Below are 25,108 nucleotides of genomic sequence, written 5' to 3' on the forward strand. Positions count from 1 at the left end.
AGGATCGAGGGCGTGGAGACTCGTCGGAAGCTCGCGATCCTCGCCGACGCCGCGAAGTACGACGCGTCGTGTGCGAGCAGCGGCGCGAGCGGGACGCGCGAAGGGAAGGTCGGGGGCGTCGCGCCGAGCGGCATCTGTCACTCGCGCACGCCCGACGGACGCTGCGTCTCGCTGCTGCGCGTCCTGCTGACGAACCACTGCATCTGGGACTGTCGCTACTGCGTGAACCGCGCGTCGAGCGACGTGCCGCGCGCGACGTTCGAGATCGACGAGGTGGTCGCGCTGACGCTCGACTTCCATCGCCGCAACCTCGTCGAGGGGCTCTTCCTCTCGAGCGGCGTGCTGAAGAGCGCGGACCACACGATGGAGCGCATGGTCGAGGTCGCGCGGAGGCTGCGCGAGGACCACGGCTTCCGCGGGTACGTGCACCTAAAGGTCGTGCCCGGCGCGTCGGAGGCGCTCCTGCTGCGCGCGGGCGCGTACGCGGATCGCGTGAGCTGCAACGTCGAGCTGCCGACCGAGGGCGACCTCGCGAAGCTCGCGCCCGAGAAGCGACACGACGTGATCGAGACCGCGATGTCGACGGTGCGCGATCACGTCGACGCGGCGAAGGACGACGCGCGCGCGCCCGCGTTCGCGCCGGCCGGACAGAGCACGCAGATGATCGTGGGCGCGACGCCCGCGCCGGATCGCGCGGTGCTGGTGACGGCGGATCGGCTCTATCGCGAGCAGCGCCTCCGGCGCGTCTACTACACGGCGTACAGCCCGATCCCGCACCCCGACGCGCGCTTGCCCTCGCGCGCGGCGCCGCGGATGCGCGAGCACCGGCTCTACCAAGCGGACTGGCTGCTGCGCTTCTACGGGTTCGCGCTCGACGAGATCGTGCCTCCGGAGCAGGCGGATCTCGAGCTCGCGATCGATCCCAAGCTCGCGTGGGCGCTGCGTCATCGGGAGGTGTTCCCGATCGACGTGAACGTCGCGCCGCGCGAGTTGCTGCTGCGCGTGCCGGGGCTCGGTCGGCGCGTCGTCGATCGGATGATCGGCGCGCGGCGGCATCGCACGTTGCGATGGGAGGATCTCGGCGCGCTGAAGGTGCCCGCGAGGGCGCGTCCGTTCGTGCGCACGGCGGAGGGCGCGGACGTCGCGTCGCGCTGGCTCGATCGTGTCGATCTGCGCGCGCGGATCGCGAAGGACGAGCCCGAGCAGCTCTCGCTCTTCGAGGGGCGCGCGTGAGCGTCGAGGTGCGGATCGATCGTCGTCCCGAGGGCGAGCTCGACGTCTGGCGCGATCGCGCGCGCGCGCTGCTCGTCGAGGGCGTCGCACCGGATGACGTCGTGTGGATCGACGGTGACGCGCCGCGCGATCTGTTCGCGGGCGCGCGCGACGCGCTGCCGTGTCGTCCCGTGCGTGCGCCGCGCGTGCCGCGCGCGTTCGTGGAGCTCGCCGAGAGGGTCGCGTGTCATCGTGATCCGTCGCGCTGGGATCGGCTCTATCGCGTGCTGTTCCGCGTCGCGCAGGGCGAGCGCGCATTGCTGGAGGACGCGCTCGATCACGACGTCGCGGCGCTGCGCGTGATGCGTGATCACGTCGCGCGCGACGAGCACCATGCGCAGGCGTACGTGCGCTTCCGACCGATCGCGGATGCGAGCACGCGCGTCGAGACGTGGATCGCGTGGCATCGACCCGATCACCGGGTGCTGCCGCTGGTCGCTCCGTTCTTCGCCGCGCGCTTCTCCGACGTCGCGTGGCGGCTCGAGACGCCCGACGCGTGCGTGTCGTTCGCGCCCGGCGCGGGGCTCTCGTGGTCGAAGGGCGCGCCGCGCGACGTCGGCATCGCGGAGGACGCCGGCGACGAGACGTGGCGCACGTACTGGCGCGCGACGTTCGATCCCGCGCGGACGAACCTGTCGGCGATGGCGCGCGAGATGCCGAAGAAGCACTGGGCCACGCTGCCCGAGACGCGCGCGATGCGCGCGACGATCGCCGAGGCGCCGCGACGGCTCGCCGAGATGGAGGCGCGCGCGGGCGTGTTGCCGCGCCTCGAGGTCGCGCCCGGGGACGTCGATGTGCTGCGTGAGGCGGCGAGGACGTGCACCGCGTGCCCGCTGCACGGACCGGCGACGCAGGTCGTGTTCGGCGAAGGTCCGCGCGACGCGCGCATCGTGCTGATCGGCGAGCAGCCGGGCGACGAGGAGGACCGCGCGGGGCGCCCGTTCGTCGGCCCTGCGGGCGCGGTGCTCGACGAGGCGCTGCGCGAGGCCGGTGTCGATCGCGCGAGCGTGTACGTCACCAACGCGGTGAAGCACTTCCGGTTCGAGCCGCGCGGGAAGGTGCGGCTGCACCAGACGCCGCGCGCGCGAGACGTCGCGGCGTGCCGGCCGTGGGTCGAGGCCGAGCTCGCCGCGCTGGAGCCCGAGTGGATCGTGTGCCTCGGGGCGACGGCCGCGAAGGCGCTGCTCGGAGCGACGTTCCGGGTGACGCAGGAGCGCGGCGTGGTGCGCGCGACCGCGTGGGCGCCGCGCACGTTCGCGACGTGGCATCCCTCGGCGGTGTTGCGCGCCGCGAGCGAGGAGGACGCACGGGCGATGCGCTCCGAGCTGGTGCGGGATCTCGCGATGATCACGGAGTGATCGCGAGGACGGCGCGGGTGTACGATCGGCGTCGTGAGCGCTCGGTACCAGGTCGAGCAGACGCGCACCTTCCGCGCTCCGCGCGCGCTCGTGTGGGCGATCGTCTGCGACACGAACCGCGTCGATCGCGCTGCGGGCCTCGCGGTCCCTCGCTACAAGTGGGTGCGCGAGGAGGATCGCCTGATCCGCCATGCGAGCGCGACCGAGCTCGGCATCGAGCTCGAGTGGCTCGAGCCGCCGTATCGGTGGATCGAAGGGCGCTTCATCGAGACGAACCGCTTCTTCCGGAAGGGCCCGCCGAAGGAAGGTGGGCTCGTCGTCACGCTGCGTGACGCGCCCGAGGGCACCGAGGTGCACGCGACGCTGTACGTCGACGGGCCGTTCTGGGTGGGCTGGATCCAGAAGCCGAAGTTCTCGCGCGGCCTCGCGCGCTACTTCGACGCGATCCAGACGGTGCTCGATCGCGGCGCTGCCGACGTGCGGGACAGCGACGAGCCCGCCGTGGTGCGCGCGCGACGTCTTCTCGCGACGACGCACGACGCCGTCGCGGTCGGGCCGCGCACGCCGGTCGACGAGGACATCCTCGCGGTGCGTCGCGAGTCGCTCGCGCGCACGCCGGTCGACCCCGCGATCGCCGAGCGCCTGGTCGCGTGGATTCGCGAGCGCCCCGACGACGACGTCGCGCAGCTGCGCCCCTTCGAGCTCGCGCGCCAGTGGGACGTCGATCGACGCGAGGTGCTGCGCGCGTTCCTGCACGCGACGCAGGTCGGGCTCGTCGATCTCAGCTGGCAGATCAACTGTCCGATCTGTCGCGTGGGCGCGCGATTGGTCGACGATCTCGGCGCGCTCGACGGCAAGTCGCACTGCGGCGCGTGCGAGATCGACTACGAGATCGACTTCGCGCGGCACGTCGAGGCGGTGTTCCCGGTGAGCCCCTCGGTGCGGCGCGTCGTGCCGCAGCTCTACTGCGCGTCGAGCCCCGCGTTCCTGCCGCACGTGCTCGCGCAGCTGCGCCTCGTGCCCGGCGAGGTGCGCGAGGACGAGATGGATCTCCCGCGCGGCGCGCTGCACCTGCGCACGATGTGGCAGCGACGGACCGCGGACCTCGAGAACGAGCGCGCGCCCGCGTCGATGACGGTGCGCGTCGGCGACGAGCACATCCACGTGGACGTCGAGGGCGAGGCCGCGCGTGGTGCGCCGACGAAGGTGCGCTGCGAGAACGCGTCGTCGCGCGAGATCGTGCTGCTCTTCGAGCGCAACGCGTGGTCGGCGGACGCGGTGCTCGGCACCGTGATCGCGTCGATGCCGGAGTTCACGAGCCTCTTCGCGACCGAGGCGCCGGCCGCGGGCGTCGAGCTCACGGTCGGGCACATCGCGCTGCTCTTCAGCGATCTCACCGGGAGCACCGCGCTCTACGAGAAGGTCGGCGACGCGCGCGCGTTCGCGATCGTCGAGGATCACTTCCGCCTGATGGAGCGCGCGATCGCCGAGCAGGGCGGGGCGATCGTGAAGACGATGGGCGACGCGGTGATGGCGAGCTTCGCGAGCGCGCGCGAGGCGATCGCCGCGTCGTTCGCGATGATCGCGGCGCACGACGCGAAGTACGCGGCGATGGGCCTCGGCGTGAAGATCGGCGTGCACGCCGGGCCGTGCCTCGCGGTGCGCGCGAACGATCGGCTCGACTACTTCGGGACGACGGTGAACGTCGCGGCGCGTCTCCAGGCACAGGCGAAGGCGAGCGAGGTCGTGATGACCGAGTCGCTCTCTCGACAGCCTCCGGTGCGCGCGCTCCTCGAGGGCATGCCGCGCCGCGAGTTCGAAGCGGCCCTCAAGGGGATCCGCGAGGAGCAGAAGCTCGTCGGCATCGACGCCTCGAGCCTCGGCGCGCCGAGCGAGCCGACGGGCGCGCGTGACCCCGCTCACGAGGCCGCGCGCGCCTGATCGTCAACGCAGGGTCGCGATGGGGCGCAGCGCCCCACGCACCGCGGCCTGCAGTGCGGCGCGCGCGAGGCGCTCGGGATCGTCGACCCCACGTGCGCCCGCGCGCCCCTGGAGCATCGCGCGCACCGAGCCGCCGCGCGCATCCGCGACGATCAGCGACACCTCGCAGCGCACCTCGAGCCCGTCCGCCACCTCGTGCTCGTCGAGCTGCACCACCGAGCCACGCACGACCCAGCGCGCGCGCCGCGCGTCCTCGGCGAGGCGCACGTCGCGGCGCGCCGCGAGCTCTTCCGACAACGTCTCGCCGAGCGCGCCCGCGATCGCCGGGCCTCCTTCACGCGCGGCGGTCTCGCCCACTGCGATCATCGGCGGTGCATCGCCCGCGGCATGCGCCGCGACGAAGACGGACCACGAGATCACGAGCGCGATCGCGCCCGACCAGCTTCGACGCATGGGGCCTCCAGTGCGGCGCTCTCCGACGTGCTCTCGCGCCTCGCTCCCGTTCGCCCCGGGACGTGCGCGCTCTCGTGCGCCGATTGCTCGCTGGTATCCGAGCCGCGCTCGGACCGTCAACAAAACGGCTTTGTCGTCCTCGCGACAAACACTGCAGAGCGCGTGCCCGCGGCCCTTCGCAAATGCTTGCAGCGACGACTATGATCGCGCTCGCCGTGGCCGACCTTCATCAACTTCTCTCGGAAAAAGCGGGCATCCACGCGATCGCCGCCCACCTCGACGCGCTCGACCACGAGGAGCGAGAGCGACAGGCGAACGATCTCTCGGGGCGCGAGCAAGCGCTCCTCTGGGAGATGGCCGCGGACGGGCCGCGCATCGATCTCGCGCACTTCGTCCCGCGACAGCGCGCGGAGCTCGAGCCGGTGCACCACCCGGGGCGCAACACGATCCCGACGTTCCGCTACTTCCAGCACTTCGAGAAGCGCTTCTGCAAGCCGCGCGGCGAGACGGGGCGTCTCTTCGGCTACAACGCGTCGAACGCGTCGTTCGTGCACCCGGGCTACTTCGTCGCGTACGACACCGCGGGCCACGACGAGTGGGCCGATCGCGGGCCCGTGGTGATCGACTATCACCTCGTGCCCGACGAGGACGTGCCGAGCGCGTGGCCGAAGGTCGTGCCGAACTCGGTGGGCCTGCAGCGGCTCGTCTACTTCCGCACGCGCGACTTCATGCGTCGCGTGTCGCAGCACGTGTCGATCGGGCGCGCGTCGAAGGAAGACGAGCACGGCGATCGCGAGCTCGACTTCTGGTTCACGTTGTGTCGCCGAGACTGATCTCGGGTCGGTAGCGCTACGGTGGATGGCGCGGGGAGGAGGGCCCGCCGCTCCGGTACTCGCAGCTGCCGCCCAGAAGCCGTGTGAGCGTCGGGAAGCGGAGGGTCGTTCGCGTCACGCACTCCGTGCTGTGCCGCGAAGCGACCGCGTCAGTCTCTTCGGGGTGTCTGCGAGCCCTGCTGCGTGGGAGCGTCGGACCCTCCTCCCCGCGCCCGGTACGCGGTGTCTGCCGTCTCGCTAGAACGGTGGCGGAGGCTCGCGATCGACCCGCGCTTCGCCGCGGTCCGGACGCTCGCGGGTAGCACCGCGCTTCGCGCGTGTGCGCTGCGCGGGAATTGGGGGGCACTGCGCTGCGCCGGATCGGATGGCGGCGCGCGCGACGTGTCGGGCGCGCGGAGCACGTCAGCTTCCGCGGCCCCGATTCGCGCGAGCCGTAGCCCACGACGCGCGAGAGTTCTCTCGCTGGCGCGCGAATGGGAGCGCCGGCAGTCTCTCGCGACGACGATGACGATCCATCCGAAGACCCACGACGTCGCGAAGCACGCGGACGCGCGCTTCGACGCGACCCTCGAGCGCCTCGCGCAGTACCTCCGCTTCCCCGCGATCTCGTGCGACCGCTCGCGCGCCGGCGACGTGCGCGCGCTCGCGACGCGCATCAAGGACGACCTCGCTGCGCTCGGCTTCACCAGTGCGCGCGTGCTCGAGCTCGACGACGCGCTGCCGTGCGTCGCGGCGGAGCGCATCGCGTCGCCGAGCGCGCCCACCGTGCTCGTCTACGGTCACCTCGATCTGCAGCCGATCGCCGGCGAGGACTGGTCGAGCCCGCCGCACGAGATGGAGCGTCGCGGGGATCGCGTCTATGCGCGCGGCGCCGCCGACGACATGGGCGGATGGGTCTCGCACCTCGCGGCGCTCGAGAGCTGGCTCGCGGTGAACGGCGAGCTGCCGTGCAACGTGAAGCTGCTCATCGAGGGCGAGGAGGAGATCGGCTCGCCGAACCTCGAGCGCTTCATGGACGCGTACCCCGAGGCGTTCGAGAGCGACGTGATGGTGCTGACCGACTGCGAGAATCCGTCGGTCGACATCCCCGGTCTCACCGTCTCGCTGCGCGGCCTCGTCGAGGTCGAGCTCGTGTGCGAGGCGCTCGCGTCGGACGTGCACTCGGGGCTCTGGGGCAACCTGATCCCCGATCCCGCGATCATCATGATGCAGCTCGTCGCGCGCCTCGTGGACGAAGACGGGCGGCTGCGGATCGGTCGGCAGGACGTGCCCGAGGCGTGGCGCGACGCCGCGTGGGACGTGCCGCTCGGGCCCGACGTCGTGAAGAAGGGCGCGCGCTTGCTCCCCGGCGTCGAGCCGCTGCCCGATCGTGGTCATCCGCCGGCCGAGTGGGTGTGGAGACAGCCCGCGGTGACCGTGCTCTCGACCACGCTGCCGGCTGCGGGATCCGAGAAGAACGCGGTGCGCCGTCGCGCGTCGTGCGTGCTCTCGTTCCGCGTCGCGCCGGGGCAGGAGGCGAAGGACCTGCTCGCGCTCGTCGAGCGGGAGCTCACGCATCACGTGCCGGGCGGGCTGCGCGTGTCGCTCACGCCGCGCGGCAAGCCGGGCATGAGCTGGCTCTATCAGCCGAAGGGCCCCGCGTTCGACGCGGCGGATCGCGCGTACAACGCCGCGTGGGGACGCTCGCTCCTGCAGATCGGCGTCGGCGGATCGATCCCGTTCGTCGCGCTCTTCGGTCGTCGCTTCGGCGATCGACCGCTCATCCTGAACGGCGTGATGGATCCCGAGACCGGCGCGCACGGACCGAACGAGTCGATGCACGTCGAGGTCTTCCGCAAGGCCATCCGTGCGAACGTCCACCTCTACGCCGAGCTCGCCGCGGTGCCCGAGCTCGCACCGAAGACGCGCACGTGATCACGCTGCGCGCGATCACGATCGACGACGCGACCGACGTGCACCGCCTCTGCGCGCACGCGGAGGTCGCGCGCTTCCTCGGCGGGCTTCCGACCGACGGTCTCGACGGATGGAAGAAGCGCATCCTCGAGCTGCCGCACGATCGCGCGAGCCTGATCGGCGCCTTCGAGGACGGCACGCTGATCGGCGTCGCGATGCTCGACGGACAGCTGCGCGCGCGGCGCAAGCACATCGCGCGGATGTGGGTGGCCGTCGATCCCGCGCGGTGGGGGCGCGGCGTCGCGAAGCAGATGATGGGCGCGCTCGTCGACGCGGCGGATCGCTGGTGGGCGTTCGTGCGGCTCGAGCTCGACGTGCACGCGGATCACGCGCGCGCGGTCGCGCTCTATCGATCGCTCGGGTTCGAGGTCGAGGCGGAGAAGCGCTGCGACATGCTGCGCGACGGTCGGCTGGTCGACGGGCTGCACATGGCGCGCATCCGTCCGGGCTTCACGCCGCCCGAGGAGCTCGTCGGGCCGCCGGTGATCGCGCGGCGCGGACCGAAACTGAGCCCGACTCGAATTCGTGTGCGCCCGCATCGCCCCGACGACGCCGCGGAGATGGCGGCGATGCAGGGCACGGATTCGGTCATGGAGGGCACGTTCGCGACGCCGTTCCAGAGCGAGCGCGAGTGGCGCGCGCGGCTCACCGGCATGGACGCGAGCGTGCGCGGGCTCGTCGCGATCGTCGACGGCAAGCTCGCGGGCTCCGCGGCGCTCTTCGCGCACGCATCGCCGCGCCTCTCGCACGCGTGCGGGTTCGGCATCTCGGTGCACCCGGACTTCCAGGGGTGCGGCGTCGGCGACGCGCTCACGGCCGCGACGTGCGAGCTCGCGGATCGCTGGATCGGCGCCAAGCGCATCCAGCTCGAGGTCTATGCGGACAACGAGCGCGCGCAGGCGCTCTACCGCAAGCACGGCTTCGAGCTCGAGGGCACGCAGCGCTACGCCGCGTTCCGCCGCGGCACGTACTGCGACGCGCGCATGATGAGCCGCATACGTGAGTGAGTGCTCGTCCCGCCGGTCCCGGACGGGAGCGCGCGAGCGCGCGGACGGTAGGGCCGACGGGCGAGCCGAGTTTCGCTCGAGTGATCAGGGCTCCTTCACCGGCGTGCGCAGCGTGACCAGCTCTTCCGCGGCGGTCGGGTGGATCCCGATCGTCGCGTCGAAGTGCGCCTTGGTCGCGCCGGCCTTCATCGCGACGGCGACCGTCTGCACCATCTCCGACGCGCCCTCGCCGAGCACGTGCACGCCGAGGACACGATCGGTCTGGCGATCGACGATCAGCTTCATCAGCGTGCGCTCGTCGCGGCCCGACACCGTGTGCTTGAGCGGGCGGAACTCGGTGCGGAACACGAGGATCTCGTGGTGCCGGCGCGCCTGCGCCTCGGTGAGCCCGACCGTCGCGATCTCGGGCGTGGTGAACACCGCGGTCGGGATCGCCTCGTAGTCGACGACGATCTTGCCGCGCGATCCGAACAGCGTGTGCGCGAGCGCCGTGCCCTCGGCGAGCGCGACCGGCGTGAGCTGCACGCGCCCGATCACGTCGCCGAGCGCGTGGATCGACGGAACGTTCGTGCGGTACTCGTCGTCGACGGTGATCGCGCCGTCGGGCTTGCACTTGATCGCGACGGACTCGATCCCGACGTGCCCGCAGTTCGGGTGCCGGCCGATCGCGAAGAGCACGCGATCGGCGAGCAGCTCCTCGGGGCACTTCTCGTCGCCGCGATCGAAGCGCACCGCGATGCGATCGCCGCGCTTCTCGAGCGCCATGACGTGTCGCTCGCAGGTCACGTGCACGTCTTGCTTCGCGAGCTCGCGCTGCAGCGTGAGACCGATCTCGCGATCGAAGTGGGGCAGGAGGCGCTCGCCGCGCGCGACGAGGCGCGTCTCGACGCCGAGCGACGCGAAGATCGACGCGAACTCGCACGCGATGTACCCCGCGCCGACGACGATGATCGAGCGCGGGAGCTCCTCGAGGACGAAGACGTCGTCCGAGATCATCCCGAGCTCGGCGCCCGGGATGTCGGGGCGGCGCGGGACGCTGCCGGTGCAGATCGCGATGCGCTCGGCCGTCACCACGCGCCCGTCGACGCGCAGCGTGTTGGGCCCTTCGATCACCGCGCGCGCGTCGTGCACGTCGACGTGCGACTCCACGAGGAGGCGTCGATAGATCCCGTTGAGGCGCGCGACCTCCTTTTCCTCGTTCGTGCGCAGCACGCGCCAGTCGAAGCTCGGCGTCGGGATCGACCAGCCGTAGTTCGCGGCATCCGCGATCTCGTGTGCGATGCGCGACGCGTAGACGAACAGCTTCTTGGGCACGCACCCGACGTTCACGCACGTCCCACCGAGGCGCGCGTCCTCGGCGAGCGCGACCTTCGCGCCGAGCGCGCCCGACGTGCGCGCGAGCCGCACGCCCGCGGATCCGCCGCCGATCACGTAGAGGTCGTAGTCCCAGCGACGCGCCATCGAATCCGCCTCCTCGGTGCGACCACGTGGCGCGCCCCTACCGAGCGCCCGGGCGGGGCACCATGGTACCGAGCAAGCGCATGCACAACCCCGACGACCTCGCGCTCTACTACTACGACGGCTGCTTCTTCTGCTCGCGCGTGCGGCAGGCGCTCCACGATCTCGGCGTGCGCGTGGAGATGCGCAACATCGTCGAGAGCCCGCAGCACCTGCAGGATCTCGTCGCGGCGCGCGGCCGTCGCACGGTGCCCGTCCTGCGCATCCGCAAGGAGGGCGGCGACGAGTGGATGCCGGAGTCGGCGGACATCGTCGCGTACCTGCGACGTCGCTTCGGCTGATCCGCTCCGACGTCCGAAAGCGGCCAGACGCCGCGCCCGAGGCGCGATAGGGATCGCGTCGTGACGCTCGACGCCGACACTTGCTATCGCGCGCTCGTCGCGCGCGACGCGCGCTTCGACGGCGTGTTCTTCGTCGGCGTCGCGACGACCGGCATCTACTGCCGTCCCGTCTGTCGCGCGCGCACGCCGGGGCGCGACCGCTGCACGTTCCATCGCAGCGCCGCGGCCGCCGAGCGCGCCGGGTTCCGCGCGTGCTTGCGATGTCGTCCCGAGCTCGCACCGGGCGATGCGCCGATCGACTCGGTGCCGCGGCTCGTCGCGCGCGCGGTCGCGCGCCTCGACGAGGCAGCGCGCGGCGAGGTGAGCGTCGCCGCCATCGCGCACGATCTCGGCGTCTCCGATCGTCACCTGCGCCGCGCGATCGAGGCCGAGCTCGGCGTCTCGCCGCGCGAGCTCGTCGCGTCGCGGCGGCTCGCGATCGCGAAGCAGCTCGTGGTGGGCTCGTCGCTCTCGCTCGCGCAGGTCGCGTTCGCGAGCGGGTACGGCAGCGTGCGCCGCTTCAACGACGCGTTCCGCGCGCGCTTCGCGCGCACGCCGACATCGCTGCGAGCGGGCCGCGCGCGAGAGGACGAAGGGGTGATCACGCTGCACCTCGGCGTGCGCGCGCCGTTCGCGTGGAGCGACCTGCTCGTGTTCCTCACGTCGCGCGCGCTGCCCGGGCTCGAGTGGGTCGACGGCGGCGCGTGGCATCGCGCGGTGCGCATCGAGGATCGCGCGGGCGTGATCCGCGCGTCGAGCGAGCCCGCACGCGCGATGGTGCGCGTCGAGATCCCGACCGCGCTCGCGCCGTACGCGATGATGATCGCCGCGAGGGTCCGCGCGGTGCTCGATCTCGACGCCGCACCGGCGCGCATCGACGAGACACTCGCGGCCGATCCCGCGCTCCGTCGCTCGGTCGCGCGTCGCCCCGGGCTGCGCGTGCCGGGCGCGTGGGACGGCTTCGAGCTCGCGGTCCGCGCGATCCTGGGACAGCAGGTGTCGGTCGCGGCGGCGCGCACGCTCGCGGCGCGGATCGTCGCGGCGCTCGGCCCGACACCGATCGACGGCGCGCTCGCGTTCCCCGATGCGGCAGCGATCGTGCGCGCCGGGCCCGAGGCGTTGAGCGCGCTCGGTGTGCTGCCGGCGCGGGCGCGATCGATCGTCGCGCTCGCGCGCATGGTCGACGAGGGCGCGCTGCGGCTCGATCGCGGCGCGGATCCCGACGCGACGATGAGCGCGCTGCAGACGATCGAGGGCGTGGGCCCGTGGACCGCGTCGTACGTGGCGATGCGCGCGCTGCGCTGGCCCGACGCCCTGCCGGCGAGCGATCTCGTGCTCAAGAAGCGGCTCGGCGCGAAGAGCGAGGGCGCGGTGCGCGCGCACGCGGAGCGATGGCGACCGTGGCGCGCGTACGGCGTGATGCACGTGTGGGCGCGCGGCGAGGAGGAGTGACGTGGAGACGGTGACGACGACGTTCGACGCGCCCTTCGGCGCGCTGCGCCTCTACGCGCGCGACGGTGCGCTGATCGGCGTGTACTTCGACGGGCATCGGCCGGCGCCGGTGCTGCCGCACGACGTGATCGCGCGCGACGACGAGCGCGTGCTGCGCGTCGCGAGCGAGCAGCTCGCGGAGTACTTCGCGGGGGCGCGCGTGCGCTTCGAGGTGCCGATCGCGCCGGTGGGCACGGCGTTCTCGCGCGACGTGTGGCGCGCCCTGGCCGAGCTGCCGTTCGGCGCGCGCGTGTCGTACGCGGAGCTCGCGCGGCGTGTCGGACGGCCGCGTGCGATCCGCGCGGTGGGCGCGGCGAACGCGCGCAATCCGCTGTCGATCGTCGTGCCGTGTCATCGCGTGATCGGCGCGGACGGATCGCTGACGGGCTACGCCGGAGGGCTCGCGCGCAAGGAGTGGCTGCTCGCGCACGAAGCGCGGCGTGCCGCGTGAGCGATGTACATCGGATGTACGCGCGCATGCATCCGATGTACATCGCGCTCGGCCAGCTCCGACGCGCCGCGTCGAAACGCACGACGACCGCGTCGCGCTCCGTGGCACGACCGCTGCTGAGCCCCGCGCCGTGGGAGGCGCATGGACGAGCTCGAGACTCTGTTCGCGATGGCGTTGTGCTTCGGAGGGCCGATGGCCCTCGTGCTCGCAGCCATCGCTGGGATCGTCGCGATCGCACGACCGAAACAGGACCACGAGCTCGCACGGCGCGTCGCCGAGCTCGAAGCCGAAGTGGTCCGACTGCGTGGTGAACACACCACGCTGCTGACTCGAATGTCGCGGTGGGAGGGCGCGACGGCGGAAGTGACGCCGCGCGTCGAAGCCGTCGCGGAGCCCGCGACGGTGATCGCGGCCGAGACCGCGTCCGAGCCCCAGCCCGAGCTCGAAACGAAGGCCGCCGAGACCGCCCCCGAGGCCGTTGCACCGCCTTCGACCGCCTCCGCGCCGCGTGAGGCCGACGCGACGTCCGCCGCGAGCCCGCCGTCGCCGGCGAGTGAGCCGACCGGATCGTGGGAGCGCTGGATCGGCGTGCGAGGCGCCGCCGCCGCGGGCGCAATCGTGCTGGTCATCGCGGGGCTCTCGCTGTTCCAGTACTCGATCGAGCACGGGTGGATCACGCCCGCGCTCCGCGTCGCGCTCGCGGGGCTCGTCGGGCTCGGGTGCGTCGTCGCGTCGGAGTGGCCGCTGCGCGTGCGCTTCCCCGCGCTCTCCGGATGGATCGCGGGCGCAGGCGTCGCGATCCTGTATCTCGCGTCGTGGGCGGCGAGCGCGCTCTACGGGCTCGTGCCGCTCGGCATCTCGGGCGCGCTCATGGTCGTGGTCACCGTCGCGTGCGTGGTGCTCTCCGCACGCCGCAGCTCGCTGCCGATCGCGCTGCTGGGCCTCTCGGGCGGCTTCCTCACGCCGCTCGCGCTCTCGACCGGCGCCGACCGCCCGATCCCGCTCTTCGCGTACCTGCTGGTGCTCGACGCGGGGCTCCTGGTGCTCGCGTATCGAAAGCGCTGGCCGGGCCTCGCGTTGCTCTCGTTCGTCGCGACCGCGCTGTACCAGCTGCTCTGGTTCTTCGCGTCGATGGGTGACGCGACGGTGCTCGTCGGCGTGACGGTGGTGGTCGCGTTCACCGCGCTCTTCGTGCTCGCGCCGACCGCGCGCGACGAAGGAGAGACGAAGCGCGACGGATGGACGGTGCTCCTCCGCGCGTGCGCCGTGCTCCATCCGTTCCTGCTCGTGCTCGCGTTCGCGCGCCTCACGAGCGAGCCGCTGGCGCTCGGCGCCACCGCGGCGCTGCTCGTCGTGTTGGCGATCGGAAGCGCGTTCGTCGCGCGCCGCGACGGGCTGCCGTGGGTCGCGCTCTTCGCGTCCGCGGCGGCCGTGGGTGTGTGGTCGATCGGGATGCTCTCGTGGCCCCTCGAGTCGATCGGTGCCGCGTCGGCGCCGCTCGCGATCGCGATCGTCGTCGCGCTCGTGTTCCACGTCTCGGCGGAGCTCGATCGCGTTGCGCGCTTCGAGCTGAGCGCGGCATCGTCGCTGGCCTCGACGGCGCCGCTCGCGACGCTCGCGATGATCGCGTTCGTGCGAGAGTCCGCGTGGGCGCCGCTCGCGCTCGCCGCGCTCGTCTTGCTCGCGCTCGCGCTGCGCGTGGCGTGTCTCCCCGCGCGTGCCGCGCTCGCGCTGCCCGCGGCCGTGCTCGCGCCGATCGTCACGTACGCCCTCGCGCACGCGGCGCGGGATGCGGCCTCGCCCGCGCTCGTGGTCGCGCTGATTCCGCTGCAGGCGGTGCCGTTCCAGATCGCCGCCTCGCTCGCGCCGCGCGGCTCGCGCCACGTGCTCGACGACGCGGCTGCCATCGCTGCGCTCTTCGGCGCGGTGCTGCTCGCGTTCGCGCCGGGGGCTCCGCCCGTCGCGGGGCTCGGGGCGTCGCTCGTGTGCGCGCTGCTCGCGCTCTTCGCGGCGTCGCGCGAGGGCGCGCCGTCGATCGCGGTCGCGACCATCGTGGTCACCGCGCTCGTGCAGGCGGGCTTCGCGTTCCCCGGTGCGCCCGCCGAGATCGACGCGCAGCGGCTCGCGGTGCTCGCGGGTTCGACGCTCGTGCTCGCTGCGTGGCCCGCGCTCGCGCCGCGCCTCGCGCGCACCGAGTGGGGCTGGCGCGCGGCCGCGCTCGTCACGCCGCTCTCGTTCCTCTCGCTGCGCCACCTCTGGCTCGCGGTGCTCGGCGATCGCTTCGTCGGCGCGCTCGCGATCCTCTGCGCGCTGCTCGCGCTCGCCGTCGCGCTGATCGCGCGCTCGCGCAGCCTCGACGGATCGGTGCGGCGCGTCGCGCTCGTGTGGCCGGTCGTGGTCGCGGCGGGGTTCGTGACGCTCGCGATCCCGCTCCAGCTCGAGCGCGAGTGGTGGACGATCGGCTGGGCGCTCGAGGCCGCGGCGCTCCTCGTGCTCGACCGACGCTTCGATCACGCGGGCGTGCGCTACCTCGCGATGGCGCTCTTCGCGGCGGTGACGGTGCGTCTCGTGCTGAACCCCGACGTGCTCCTCTACTACCCGCGCGGCGAGCTGCGCATCGTCAACTGGCTCTCGTACACGTACCTCGTGCCCGCGCTCGCGCTCGTCGTGGGCAGCCGCGCGCTCGCCGATCTCGAGGTCGCACGCCGGCGCGCCTGGGAGCGCGGGCTCTATCCGGAGGGCGCGCTCCTCGCGCCGGTGCTCTTCGCGTCCGCGCTCGTCGTGGTGTTCGTGTGGATCAACCTCACGATCATCGACTGGTTCGCGACCGGCCCCGCGCTGACGATCCCGATGGACCGCATGCCCGCGCGCGACCTCGCGATGTCGATCGCGTGGGCCGTGTACGCCCTCGCGCTGCTCGCGCTCGGCATGGCGCGCGGCAGCACCGGGCTGCGCGTCACGAGCCTCGGCCTGCTCGTGATCACGTGCGCGAAGGTCTTCCTCTACGACCTCGCGCACCTGCGCGATCTGTATCGCGTCGCCGCGCTCTCGGGCCTCGCGGTGTCGCTGATCCTCGTGTCGCTCGCGTACCAGCGGTTCGTGTTCCGCAAGCCCACCGCATCGGAGGCCGCATGAGCTCGCTCCGCTTCCTCGTGATCGCGCTGGCCGCGCTCGTGATCGCGCCGAGCTCGGGCTCTGCGCAGGCCACGCCGCCGCTCGCGCGGCTCTTCCCGCACCGCGCGACGATCGACGCGCCGCCCGGGCTCGTGCGGCTCTCGCCGCCCGCCGAGGTGCTCCTCGAGGCCCGCGCCGATCTGTCCGACGTGCGCGTCCTCGACCGTGACGATCGCGAGGTGCCCTTCCTCGTCGATCGCGGCGAGCGCCCGGTGCCCCAGGACGCGCCGCGCGAGGCGCTCGCGCCCGTGCTCGACGCGACGCGCGAGGCGATGCGCGTGCGCGGCGTGACGCAGGTGCGCGAGGTGCTGACGATCGAGACGCCGAGCGCGCCGCCGGTCGGTGCGACGTGGGTGCTCCGCGTCTCGACCGCGCGATCGCGCTTCGTCACGCGCGCGCGCCTCGTGTGGACCCAGGCGCCCGAGGGCGAGCGCGACGTCGCGCGCGGCGCGCTCTTCCGGATCGGTGCGCCGGCGCGCGAGAAGCTCGAGATCGCGACGTCGGGGCTCGGTCGTGGTCGTGTGCGCGTGGAGCTGGAGGGAGAGGACGGCTACCTCGAGCCCACGTTCGTGTGGCTCGCGGTGCGCGACGAGCCGCGCGCGTCGACGCTCGACGTGCCGCTCGCGATCACCGGCACGCGGCACGAGCGCGGTCGCACGATCGTGATCGCGGCGCGTCCGGCCGGCGTCACGCCGGAGCGCATCGTGATCGGTACGCGCACCGCGAGCTTCGTGCGTCGCGTCGACGTCACCGCGATCGACGCGGCGCACGGAAGGCTCGCGATCGCGAGCGGCACGGCGCTCCGCGTGCCCGGCGTGCCCGGCGCGGACGAGCGATCGCTCGACGTCGCAGCGGCGCGTGGCGATCGCCTCGAGATCACGATCGACGACGGCGACAGCCCGCCGCTCGACGCGCTCGAGATCACGGCGGTCGTGCGCGCGCCGTCGCTCGTGTTCGAGGGCGATCGCGCGGCGATGCTGCGCTTCGGCGGCGGGCGGGTGCGCGCACCGAGCTACGACCTGCAGCGGCTCTTCGGGACGACGTTCGGCGAGGAGCTGCTCGATCGCCGCCTCACGGGCACGGCGACGCTGGGCACGATCGAGCGCGAGCCCGGCTTCGTCGCGGGCCCTGCGCTCGAGGTGGCGATGCGCGCGGGCGCGCGGATCGACGATCGCACGTACGAGCACGTCGCGACGCTCACGATCCCCGAGACGCGCGACGGGCTCGCGCATGTCGTGCTGCCCGCCGACGTGCTCTCCGCGGCGCGCACCGATCTCGCGGATCTGCGCATCGTCGACGGCGACGGAGCGCAGCGTGGGTACCTCCTCGGCGACACGGCCGCGCCGCTCGACGTCGCGCTCACGGCGCGCGCGCTCGATCGCGGCGAGCTCGAGGAGGGGTGGAGCCGCGTCGCGCTCGACGCGCCGGTGGAGCGGATCGCCGCGAGCGCGATCGAGCTCGTCACGAGCGCCGGCTTCGTGGAGCGCGAGGTCGTGATCGTCGGCCGCGGCGAGGACGACACCGAGATCGAGCTCGCGCGCACGTGGGTGTCGCGGACGCCGGGCGAGGATGCGCGGCCGCTGGTGGTCACGACGCGCGCGACGCGCGTGCGCTCGCTCGAGCTCCGCGTGCACGACGGCGACGAGGCACCGCTCGCGATCGAGTCGGCGATCGCGCGCGTACACACGTTCGATCTTTTCGTCACCGCGCCTGCGGGCGAGTACCGCGTGCTCGCGGGCGCGCCCGATGCGTCGGCGCCGCGTTACGAGATCCAGCGCGCGCGCGAGCTCGTGCTCGCGGTGCGAGCAGGCGACGCGAGCATCGGCGCGGTGACGCGCAACCCCGCGTGGCGCGGGCCCGGGCTCTTCGATCGCGCGGGCGGCGAGACGTTCGTCGTGTGGGCGGTGCTGATCCTCGCGGTGATCGTGCTCGCGGCGGTCACGCTGCGTGTTGCGCGCAGCGCGCCCGAGCCCGAGCGCGAGGGCTGAGCGCGAGAATGCGCGGGCGGCCCGCCGCGTCGAACCGCGCATGGCCCGGACGAGGGCCGAGGAGGCCGATCATGAGCGACGTACGTGTTCCTTCGCGGGAGCGCGACGTTCCCGACGACGAGGTCCCGACTTCGAGCGAGCTGTGCGCGATGCTCGCGCCCGCACGGCTCGCGCCCGCAGGGCGCGATGACGACGCGCGCGATTCGTTGATCGACATCGTGACCACGCGGCACGCACTGGTCCCGACCGAGCCGATCCCGCTGGCCGAGCTCGAGCGTGCGCCGCGCCGGTGGGTGCTCGCGGGCGCGTCGATGCTCGCGGTGCTCACGCTCTCGATGATCGCGTTCGCCGCAGTGCCTCGCCTGCTCGCGCCCGATGCGCAGCGCGAGCGCAGCATCACGTCGCAGGCGAGCACGACACCGCGCGCGCGTCCGCCGGAGGTCGTCGCGCCCGCCCCGATCGCGGTGGAGCCCGTGACGCCGAGCGCGACGCTCGCGCCGACGGCGGAGCGTGTGCCGGCGGTGCGCGTCAGGCCGCACGTCGCGGTCGTGCCCGATGCGGCGCGCACGCGCCCTTCGGCGTCGAGCACGAGCCCGATGCGCACGAGCGATGCGCCGCAGCGCGCGCTCGATCCCGCGGTCGCGAGCGCGCTCGAGAGCGCCCTCTCGGGTGGCGTGGACGGCGAGGCACGCGAGGCGCTCCCGCTGCTCCCTGCGCAGCGTGACGTGAGCACGACGCTGCGCGCGCTCGAGCGTCGCATCGCGGCGTGTCGCGACGGCGAGGGTGGCATCGCCACCGCGCACCTCGTGATCGAAGGGGCGACCGGGCGCGTGTCGCGCGTCGACGTGCGCGGGGACGGAGCCGACGCGGCGTGCGTCGCTACGATCGTCGAGAGCGCGACCTTCCCGCGGTTCTCGCGCGACGAGCTGCCCGTCGTGTACCCGTACCGGCTGTGATCGCGCGAGCACGCGCGGTGGTATCGTCTCGCGCGTGAGCGAACCGGCGGATCCGAAGCACGACGCCAGCGTCGACACCCTGCTCGCCGACGTGCCCTCTCTCGCGCCGCGCCCCGACCTCGTGGAGGTCGCGCGCGGCGCGTTCCGCTTCGCGCAGTTCCTCCTCGACGACGAGGAGAACCTCACGCGCACCGGGAACCTCAGCGGCGCGGCGAAGGAGCGCCTTCGCGCGCGCACGCTCGAGCTCCTCGGCGTCGACGAGGGCGAGAGCGCGTGATCCTCTCGCTGCGCCTCAAGGGCTTCCGTCGCTATCGCGACGAGACGTTCACGTTCGCGCCCGGGATCAACTTCGTCGAGGGCGAGAACAACGCCGGCAAGAGCACGGTGTTCTACGCGATCGAGTACGCGCTCTTCGGGCGCGTCACCGGGCACAAGACGATCGCGGCGCTGATGGCGCCCAAGGCGCGCGCGATGGGCGTGGAGCTCGTGTTCCGCGGTCGCGACGGACATCGCTATCGGCTCCAGCGCATGCACGCGCTCCCGCCGCGGTCGCGCAGCACGACGATCGGGCACTTCACGCTGAAGCGCAGCGCGCGCCCGATCGACGCGCCGAGCGAGGAGGGCGAGGACGTCGAGACGTACGTCGCGAGCTCCGACTTCCAGGATCGCGAGGACGCGCTCGCCCTCGAGCTCTCACGCGCGCTCGGCCTCACGCGGCGCTTCTTCGACGTCGCCGTGCACCTCCGGCAGGGCGAGATCACTTCGATCCTCGAGGGCGCGCCGCGCGAGCTCGACATCGTGCTCGGCGTCACGTCGGCGGTCGTCGCGGCGGACGAGATGCGCGCGATGGCGCTGGAGCGCGAGAAGGAGTGCGCGACGCTCCCGGTGCTCGAGGAGTCGCTGAAACGCATGGACCTCGATCGCGAGGGAGGACGCGCCGAGATCGAGCGGCTCGCGGCCGAGCGTGCGCGCCTCGACGAGCGTCTCGCGTCGTTCGACGGTGAGGCCGCGGCGATCGCGAGCGGGCTCGCGGCGATCGCTCCGCTCGCGGACGTCGGGGCGCGCCTCGAGCGCGCGCGCGCCGAGCATCGTCGTGCCGCGGAGGCCCGTGCCGACGCGGTCGCCGCGCTCGAGTCGCTCCCGAGCGCCGACGCGACCGGCGCCGAAGAGGTCCAGCGCGCGTCCGAGCTCGCGATGCGCGAGCGCGAGATCGAAGCGCGGCAGCACACGCTCGACGCGGAGCGTCGCTCGCACGATCGCACGCGCGGCGATCTCGGCGCGCGGATCGCACGCCGTCGCGACCACGCGCACGCGGGTGCCGGCGCGCGCTGCGAGGCGTGTGGCCAGGCGATCGACGCCGCGCTCGCCGCGCGCGAGATCGAGGCATGGAGCGTCGAGCTCGCGCGCACCGATGCGCGCCTCACGGAGATCGACGCGGAGCTCGCGACGCTTCGCGAGTCGGGCGCGATCCTCCGCGCGGAGTCACGCCGCATGGCGGAGTCGCGTGCTCGAGCCGAGGCGCTCGCGGCGCGTCGCGCCGACGCCGTTCGCCTCGTCGAGCGTCGCAGCGCGTCGCTCGAGGACGCATCGCACGCGCTCGCGTCCTCGATCGACGCCGCGCGGGCGCTCGTGCCCGACCCGCCGGGCGAAGCCGACGCGCTCGCGGCGCTGCTGTCGTCGAGGCTCGAGCACGAGCGCGATGCGCTGCGGACCCGCCGCGCGCGCCTCGATGCCGAGCGGGACGTGGTGCGCGAGAGCCACGCGCGCATCGCGAGCGAGCACGAAGCCCGCACGCGTCGGGCCGCCGAGGTCGAGCGCGAGCACGCGCGAACGCGGGAGGCATGCGAGCGCCTGCGCGAGCTCGCTTCGACCGCGAGCCGCCTGCGCGTGCTCTCCGAAGGCTTCCGCGAGCTCCAGGCGATCCTCCGCGATCGCGCGGCGAGCGCGCTCGCCGAGCACACGCACACGATCCACCGCGCGCTCCAGGGCGACGCGCACGACGCGAAGAACGCGGAGCTGAAGAGCGTGCGGCTCGACCCCGAGACCTACGCGCTCCTCGTCACCCCGAACGACATCGGCCGCGAGGTGCCTGCGAGCGCGGCGCAGGGCGGCGGGCATCGTCTGCTGCTCGGGCTGGCGCTCGAGCTCGCGATCGCGCGCCTGGTCGGGCCTCCGCCGTTCCTGCTCCTCGACGAGCCGACGTACGGCCTCGATCGACCGCGCCGCGCCGCGCTGCTCGCGCGCATCGCGTCGCTCGAGATCACGCCGCAGATCCTCCTCATCACGCACCACGACACCGAGGGCGTCACCGGACGTCGGCTTCGCGTCGTGCGACACGGCAAGCACAGCCGCGTGGAGGCCGCGTGAGCGACACGCCCGCGGAGGTCGATCGCAGCTGGCGCTCGCCGGTCTACCGCGTCTGGTACGAGCTGCACGGCTTCGTCGACGACGGGCTGCGCGATCCGATCCTCACGCAGCCCGAGATCCTCGCGGGCATGGGCCCGTTCGAAGAGGTCGCGGACGCGGTCGCGACCGCGCGCGCGCAGAAGGTCGTGCTCGGCTTGCTCAAGGCGCGCCTCGATGCGGAGCCCGCGATCGCGCATCGCTTCGTCGCGCAGCCGGGATGGCCGTGGCTCGCGAAGCTCGTCGCCGCGGTGCGCCTCAAGGAGCTCGCGTCCGCGCGCATCGTGCAGCGCGGCGCGCGTGGTCGCGCGAGCTACGACTGCACCGAGCTCGTCCGCACGTATCACGGCAAGAGCCTGATGCGCAGCCTCGGGTTCGAGCGACGTCGTGTGCTCGGCAAGGACGAGCTCGCGAAGCTCGAGGAAGCGTGCGCGCGCATCAAGCTCACGCTGCCGCGCGTCGTCGAGCCGACGACGACCGAGCGCTTCTTCTCGGGCGAGGACGAGACGGCGAGCGACGAGACGGAGGACTGATCGTGGATCACGTGGAGCTCTTGGCGCGCGCGAAGGTCGACGATCCGCGCAGCGAGTCCGGCGTCGTGCTCGAGGGGCAGTATCGCGAGGCGTACGACGCGATGCTCGACGCCCACAACGCCGGGCTCTTCGTCGGCCTGATCGGACCGGTGGGCGCGGGCAAGACCGCGCTGTGCCGCAAGTTCGCCGAGGATCTCGGGCGACCGTTCGAGTGGGTCACGTTCAGCGATCTCGTGCGCCCCGCGAACCTCGTCGGCAGCTTCGATCCGACGCTCGTGTTCAAGTACGGATACGCACCCGAGGCGTTCGTGCCCGGGCCGTTCACGCTCGCCGCGCTGAAGGGCGGCGTGTTCCTCGCGAACGAGCTCAACCGCGGCGACGAGTACGTGCTCAACACGATGCTCGACGCGCTCGAGGAGCGTCGCCTCTACATCCCCGCGCTGCGCGCGTGGTACCGCGTGCACGACGACTTCTATCTGATCGCCGCGATGAACCCGGCCGAGAACCGCGGGACGCGCCGGCTCCCCAGCGCGATCCGCGATCGCATCAAGGTCTGGATCCGCCTCGCGTACCCGAAGCGCGCGACCGAGCTGAAGATCGTCGCGCAGCACTGCCGCGAGTACGAGCTCGCGCCGGGACAGATCGAGCTCGTGCTCGAGATGGTCGAGCAGACGCGCGAAGATCCCGCGATCGAATCGCCCGCGTCGATCCGCTCGAGCATCGGCATCGCGCGCTTCGCGGCCGAGCGTGCGCGACGCCTCGGACAGCCGGTCGATCACAAGCTGCTCGCGCAGGCCGCGCGCCTCGTCCTCTCCGAGGCGATCCGCGTGAAGCCCGGGCGCAACCTCGAGCACTACCTCGACTCGCTGCTCACGAAGACGCTGGGGACCACCGGTTGAGCGAGATCGACGAGGGACGCTTCCGCGGCGACGAGACACCCGAGTGGACGCCGATCGCGTTCGCGGTCGAGCTCACGCGGAGGCTCCGTCGTCACGCCGGCATCGCGTGCACGCCGAGCCTGCGCGCGACGATCGCGATCCCGCGCTTCCTCACCGCGCGCTACGCGCGCACGAAGCGCCTCACGGCGCGCGACTACCTCGACGCGGCGATCCTCACCACGCCTTTCGAAGATCAAGCGATCGCGGAGTCCGTCGCGCGCGAGCTGCTCTTCCCGCGCGCCGAGACCGCGGGCGCGGCGTCGTCGCCCACGAAGGTGCGCGAGGACGCGAAGGTCGTCGCCAGCGCGCAGCCCGCCGACCCGGTGTCGGGCATCCTCGGCGATCTCGCGGCGCTCGACGTCGATCTCGACGCGCTCGCCGATCTCGCCGACCTCGAGTCGATGATCGACGACGGCACGGAGCCCGACGACGGCGATCCATTCGAGCTCTTCGAGCGCCTCTACTCGTCCGCGGATCCCGAGGAGCGCGCGCTCGGCGAGCTCGTCGTGCTGTTCGGCGGCGCGGCGGAGATGGCGTCGGTGTCGGCGCGCACCGTCGATCACGTGCGCGTGCTGGTGCGCGAGCGTCTCCTCGCGCACGTCGGCGCGCTCACGCCCGCGCACGTGCTGCACGCGTGCAACGCCGGGTTCGGCACGCTGCTCGCGCACGAGGCGCGTCATCCCTGGGAGATCGCAGGGTTCCTCGCGGGGCTCGGACGTGATCGCGAGCTCCGCACCCACCTCGCCGACCTCGCGAGCAGCGCATCGCCGCGCGACCTCGGCGCGACACTGCGCTTCGTCGCGCCGCACGCGATCGACGCACGCGACTTCCGCCGCGCCGCGCTCGCGCGCCCGCTCGATCTCGCGGAGCACGCGGAGCTGCTGCTCGGCTTCGAAGAGTACGTCGATCCTCCGGCCGCGCTGATCGCGCGCTCCGCGAAGGAGAGCCCGCGGCGCGCGATGAACGCCGCGCGCACGCTGCGCGAGCGCTTCGGGCACAGCGTCGAAGATCGTGTGCTCGACGCGTGGGCGAGCGCGCTCGGTCGTGCTCCGACGCTGCGCGAGCTTGTCGACGTCGCGGTCGAGTCGACGCGATATCACGCGCTGGTCGAGCCCGCGCTCGAGACGCACGTGCTCGAGCTGCGCGAGGAGGCGTCGGACGAGTACGCCGATGCGTCCGACGAGGTCCCGCCGGTGCCCCACGCGCTCGCGGCGAGCGTCGTGCTCGCGCGCGATCTCGCGGGCACGAAGGTGACGTCGGCGGTGAAGGCCGCGCGCCGGCTCGCCACCGAGGTCCCGTGCACGGTGCGCGTCGCCGCGCACTTCCTGCCGCTCCTCGACGAGCTCCTCGAGCATGCGCTCATCCCCGACGATCTCGAGCGTCTCGTCGAGATCGCGACGCTGCTCGGCATCGATCCCAACGAGGTCTACGACCGCATCGGTCAGGCGCTCGAGCAGCTCCGCGCGATGATCCTCGGCGACGCGCACGACGCCGATCGCTACGCGCGTCTCGTCGATCGCATCGCGTCGATCCCGCAGGCGCTGCTCGACGAGCTCTGCGGCGCGGCGAGCGCGAGCTCGAACCTCGAGGCGATCGCCGCGCTGCTCGCCATCGATCTCGGCGGGGCCACGCAGCGCCTCCCCGAGGACCTCGTGATGCAGGGCCTCGGCTTCAAGGGAATCGGCGGCGGATCGAACCTGCTCAAGCAGTGGTTCTCGCACCGCGGCGCGCTCGTCGATCCGCTCAAGTCCCGCATCAAGGCGATCGCGAAGGAAGCGCTGATCGATCTCGCGTTCGAGTGGCTCGGCAAGTCGGGCGCGAGCGCCGAGCGCGGCTTGATCCCGGAGAGCCGCACCCGTCCGATGCGCGCCGGCGACGACCTCGATCTCCTCGATCTCGACGCGAGCCTCGAGCGTGTGATCGACGAAGGACGCCGCCTCGACGACGCGCGCGACGACGACCTGCTCGTCTCGGAGACGGTGCGCGGGCGCGCCGCGGTCTCGGTGCTGATCGACATCTCGGGCTCGATGAGCGGGCCCGACCTCGCGATGTGCTCGATCGCCGTCGTGATGCTCCTCGGCAAGCTGCGCGCCGACGAGGTCAGCCTCGCGCTCTTCGAGAGTGACACCCACGTCGTGAAGCGCTTCGCCGACGAGGCCGATCTCGACGCGGTCGCGGACGAGCTGCTCGATCTCCACGCGCGCGGTGGCACCTGCGTCGATCAGGCGCTGCGCTTCGTCGAGGAGGAGATGAGCGGCGTCGAGGCCACGCTGCGCGTGCTCTTCGTGCTGAGCGACTTCGCGTTCAGCGAGCGGCCCGAAGAGCTGCGTACGCTGGGATCACGCATCGCCGATCACGGCGTGTCGCTGATCGCCGCCGCGCACGGCTACGTGATGAAGGAGAGCCGCGACGCGCTGGTCTCGTCGATCGGCGGCGAGACGATGACGATGAAGAAGGCCGAGGAGCTGCCCGCGCTACTCCTCGACGTGCTCTCGCGCATCGCCGACGGCCGGTAGCTC

19 protein-coding genes are annotated in these 25,108 nt (G+C 72.8%); 17 read left to right on the plus strand and 2 right to left on the minus strand.

Translation table 11 applies throughout. The features are described 5' to 3' along the window. The first annotated feature begins 12 nt into the window (after positions 1 to 12). From DB32_RS14590 to DB32_RS14600, 3 genes are read left to right on the plus strand one after another with little or no spacing between them, the layout of a single operon-like run. Positions 13 to 1,233: a putative DNA modification/repair radical SAM protein gene (locus DB32_RS14590; protein ID WP_053233070.1), complete on the plus strand. Its 1,221-nt coding sequence runs from the start codon at positions 13 to 15 to the stop codon at positions 1,231 to 1,233. Further along, on the plus strand, positions 1,230 to 2,630 hold the full coding sequence (locus DB32_RS14595; RefSeq protein ID WP_169791449.1) for a UdgX family uracil-DNA binding protein: 1,401 nt from the start codon (positions 1,230 to 1,232) through the stop codon (positions 2,628 to 2,630). Before DB32_RS14590 ends, DB32_RS14595 begins: the two co-directional genes overlap by 4 nt. Positions 2,631 to 2,663: 33 nt before the next feature. Further along, entirely contained in the window at positions 2,664 to 4,571 is a 1,908-nt protein-coding gene (locus DB32_RS14600; protein ID WP_053233071.1) for an adenylate/guanylate cyclase domain-containing protein, read from the plus strand. 3 nt (positions 4,572 to 4,574) lie between these two features. Here DB32_RS14600 and DB32_RS14605 read toward each other — a convergent pair whose 3' ends face one another. Further along, the gene (locus DB32_RS14605) at positions 4,575 to 5,024 is read right to left on the minus strand and encodes a hypothetical protein (protein WP_053233072.1); all 450 of its coding nucleotides are present in this window, start codon (positions 5,022 to 5,024) and stop codon (positions 4,575 to 4,577) included. A 215-nt stretch (positions 5,025 to 5,239) separates the two neighbouring features. Between DB32_RS14605 and DB32_RS14610 the strand changes: the two genes are divergently transcribed. From DB32_RS14610 to DB32_RS45270, 3 genes are all read left to right on the plus strand, one after another. Continuing rightward, a complete protein-coding gene (locus DB32_RS14610) occupies positions 5,240 to 5,857 on the plus strand; it encodes a hypothetical protein (protein WP_075097909.1) in 618 nt (205 codons plus the stop codon). Positions 5,858 to 6,361: 504 nt separating this feature from the next. Next, complete coding sequence (locus DB32_RS14615; RefSeq protein ID WP_053233074.1) at positions 6,362 to 7,771, plus strand: M20/M25/M40 family metallo-hydrolase; 1,410 nt, start codon at positions 6,362 to 6,364, stop codon at positions 7,769 to 7,771. Continuing rightward, the gene (locus DB32_RS45270; RefSeq protein WP_053233075.1) at positions 7,768 to 8,817 is read left to right on the plus strand and encodes a GNAT family N-acetyltransferase; all 1,050 of its coding nucleotides are present in this window, start codon (positions 7,768 to 7,770) and stop codon (positions 8,815 to 8,817) included. Before DB32_RS14615 ends, DB32_RS45270 begins: the two co-directional genes overlap by 4 nt. An 84-nt stretch (positions 8,818 to 8,901) precedes the next feature. Here DB32_RS45270 and gorA read toward each other — a convergent pair whose 3' ends face one another. Next, entirely contained in the window at positions 8,902 to 10,278 is a 1,377-nt protein-coding gene (gorA, locus tag DB32_RS14625) for a glutathione-disulfide reductase (RefSeq protein WP_053233076.1), read from the minus strand. Between the two features lie 80 nt (positions 10,279 to 10,358). Between gorA and DB32_RS14630 the strand changes: the two genes are divergently transcribed. The 11 genes from DB32_RS14630 (at position 10,359) to DB32_RS14680 (ending at position 25,105) form a co-directional block, all read left to right on the plus strand. Continuing rightward, positions 10,359 to 10,616, plus strand: coding sequence for a glutaredoxin family protein (locus DB32_RS14630; protein WP_075097911.1), 258 nt, complete (start codon positions 10,359 to 10,361; stop codon positions 10,614 to 10,616). Positions 10,617 to 10,676: 60 nt separating this feature from the next. Then, positions 10,677 to 12,107: an AlkA N-terminal domain-containing protein gene (locus tag DB32_RS14635; protein WP_053233078.1), complete on the plus strand. Its 1,431-nt coding sequence runs from the start codon at positions 10,677 to 10,679 to the stop codon at positions 12,105 to 12,107. 1 nt (position 12,108) lies between these two features. Beyond that, positions 12,109 to 12,597, plus strand: a complete 489-nt coding sequence (locus DB32_RS14640) for a methylated-DNA--[protein]-cysteine S-methyltransferase (protein ID WP_053233079.1) — start codon at positions 12,109 to 12,111, stop codon at positions 12,595 to 12,597. Positions 12,598 to 12,930: 333 nt separating this feature from the next. Continuing rightward, positions 12,931 to 15,732 carry a DUF2339 domain-containing protein gene (locus tag DB32_RS14645; protein WP_169791450.1) on the plus strand — a complete coding sequence of 934 codons (2,802 nt, stop codon included), beginning with the start codon at positions 12,931 to 12,933 and terminating at the stop codon, positions 15,730 to 15,732. Next, complete coding sequence (locus DB32_RS14650; protein ID WP_053233081.1) at positions 15,729 to 17,759, plus strand: hypothetical protein; 2,031 nt, start codon at positions 15,729 to 15,731, stop codon at positions 17,757 to 17,759. The genes DB32_RS14645 and DB32_RS14650 overlap by 4 nt, the downstream gene beginning before the upstream one ends. A 71-nt stretch (positions 17,760 to 17,830) precedes the next feature. Continuing rightward, positions 17,831 to 18,715, plus strand: coding sequence for a hypothetical protein (locus DB32_RS14655; RefSeq protein WP_053233082.1), 885 nt, complete (start codon positions 17,831 to 17,833; stop codon positions 18,713 to 18,715). Between the two features lie 34 nt (positions 18,716 to 18,749). Then, entirely contained in the window at positions 18,750 to 18,992 is a 243-nt protein-coding gene (locus tag DB32_RS14660) for a hypothetical protein (RefSeq protein WP_053233083.1), read from the plus strand. Continuing rightward, complete coding sequence (locus DB32_RS14665; protein ID WP_053233084.1) at positions 18,989 to 21,082, plus strand: AAA family ATPase; 2,094 nt, start codon at positions 18,989 to 18,991, stop codon at positions 21,080 to 21,082. Before DB32_RS14660 ends, DB32_RS14665 begins: the two co-directional genes overlap by 4 nt. Continuing rightward, on the plus strand, positions 21,079 to 21,651 hold the full coding sequence (locus DB32_RS48215) for a hypothetical protein (RefSeq protein WP_053233085.1): 573 nt from the start codon (positions 21,079 to 21,081) through the stop codon (positions 21,649 to 21,651). The genes DB32_RS14665 and DB32_RS48215 overlap by 4 nt, the downstream gene beginning before the upstream one ends. A 2-nt stretch (positions 21,652 to 21,653) precedes the next feature. Continuing rightward, positions 21,654 to 22,550, plus strand: coding sequence for an AAA family ATPase (locus tag DB32_RS14675; RefSeq protein WP_053233086.1), 897 nt, complete (start codon positions 21,654 to 21,656; stop codon positions 22,548 to 22,550). Further along, positions 22,547 to 25,105 carry a VWA domain-containing protein gene (locus DB32_RS14680; protein WP_053233087.1) on the plus strand — a complete coding sequence of 853 codons (2,559 nt, stop codon included), beginning with the start codon at positions 22,547 to 22,549 and terminating at the stop codon, positions 25,103 to 25,105. The genes DB32_RS14675 and DB32_RS14680 overlap by 4 nt, the downstream gene beginning before the upstream one ends. Positions 25,106 to 25,108: the final 3 nt, after the last annotated feature.

Source organism: Sandaracinus amylolyticus (genome assembly GCF_000737325.1).
In the GTDB taxonomy this organism is placed as follows: Bacteria; Myxococcota_A; Polyangia; order Polyangiales; family Sandaracinaceae; genus Sandaracinus; species Sandaracinus amylolyticus.

Excerpts from the sequence above, each read along its gene's own strand:
- DB32_RS14650 (WP_053233081.1), top strand. The coding sequence starts at position 15,729 with ATGAGCTCGCTCCGCTTCCTCGTGATCGCGCTGGCCGCGCTCGTGATC.
- DB32_RS14645 (WP_169791450.1), top strand. The coding sequence starts at position 12,931 with ATGTCGCGGTGGGAGGGCGCGACGGCGGAAGTGACGCCGCGCGTCGAA.
- DB32_RS14605 (WP_053233072.1), bottom strand. The coding sequence starts at position 5,024 with ATGCGTCGAAGCTGGTCGGGCGCGATCGCGCTCGTGATCTCGTGGTCC.
- DB32_RS14615 (WP_053233074.1), top strand. The coding sequence starts at position 6,362 with ATGACGATCCATCCGAAGACCCACGACGTCGCGAAGCACGCGGACGCG.
- gorA (WP_053233076.1), bottom strand. The coding sequence starts at position 10,278 with ATGGCGCGTCGCTGGGACTACGACCTCTACGTGATCGGCGGCGGATCC.
- DB32_RS14655 (WP_053233082.1), top strand. The coding sequence starts at position 17,831 with ATGAGCGACGTACGTGTTCCTTCGCGGGAGCGCGACGTTCCCGACGAC.
- DB32_RS14630 (WP_075097911.1), top strand. The coding sequence starts at position 10,359 with ATGCACAACCCCGACGACCTCGCGCTCTACTACTACGACGGCTGCTTC.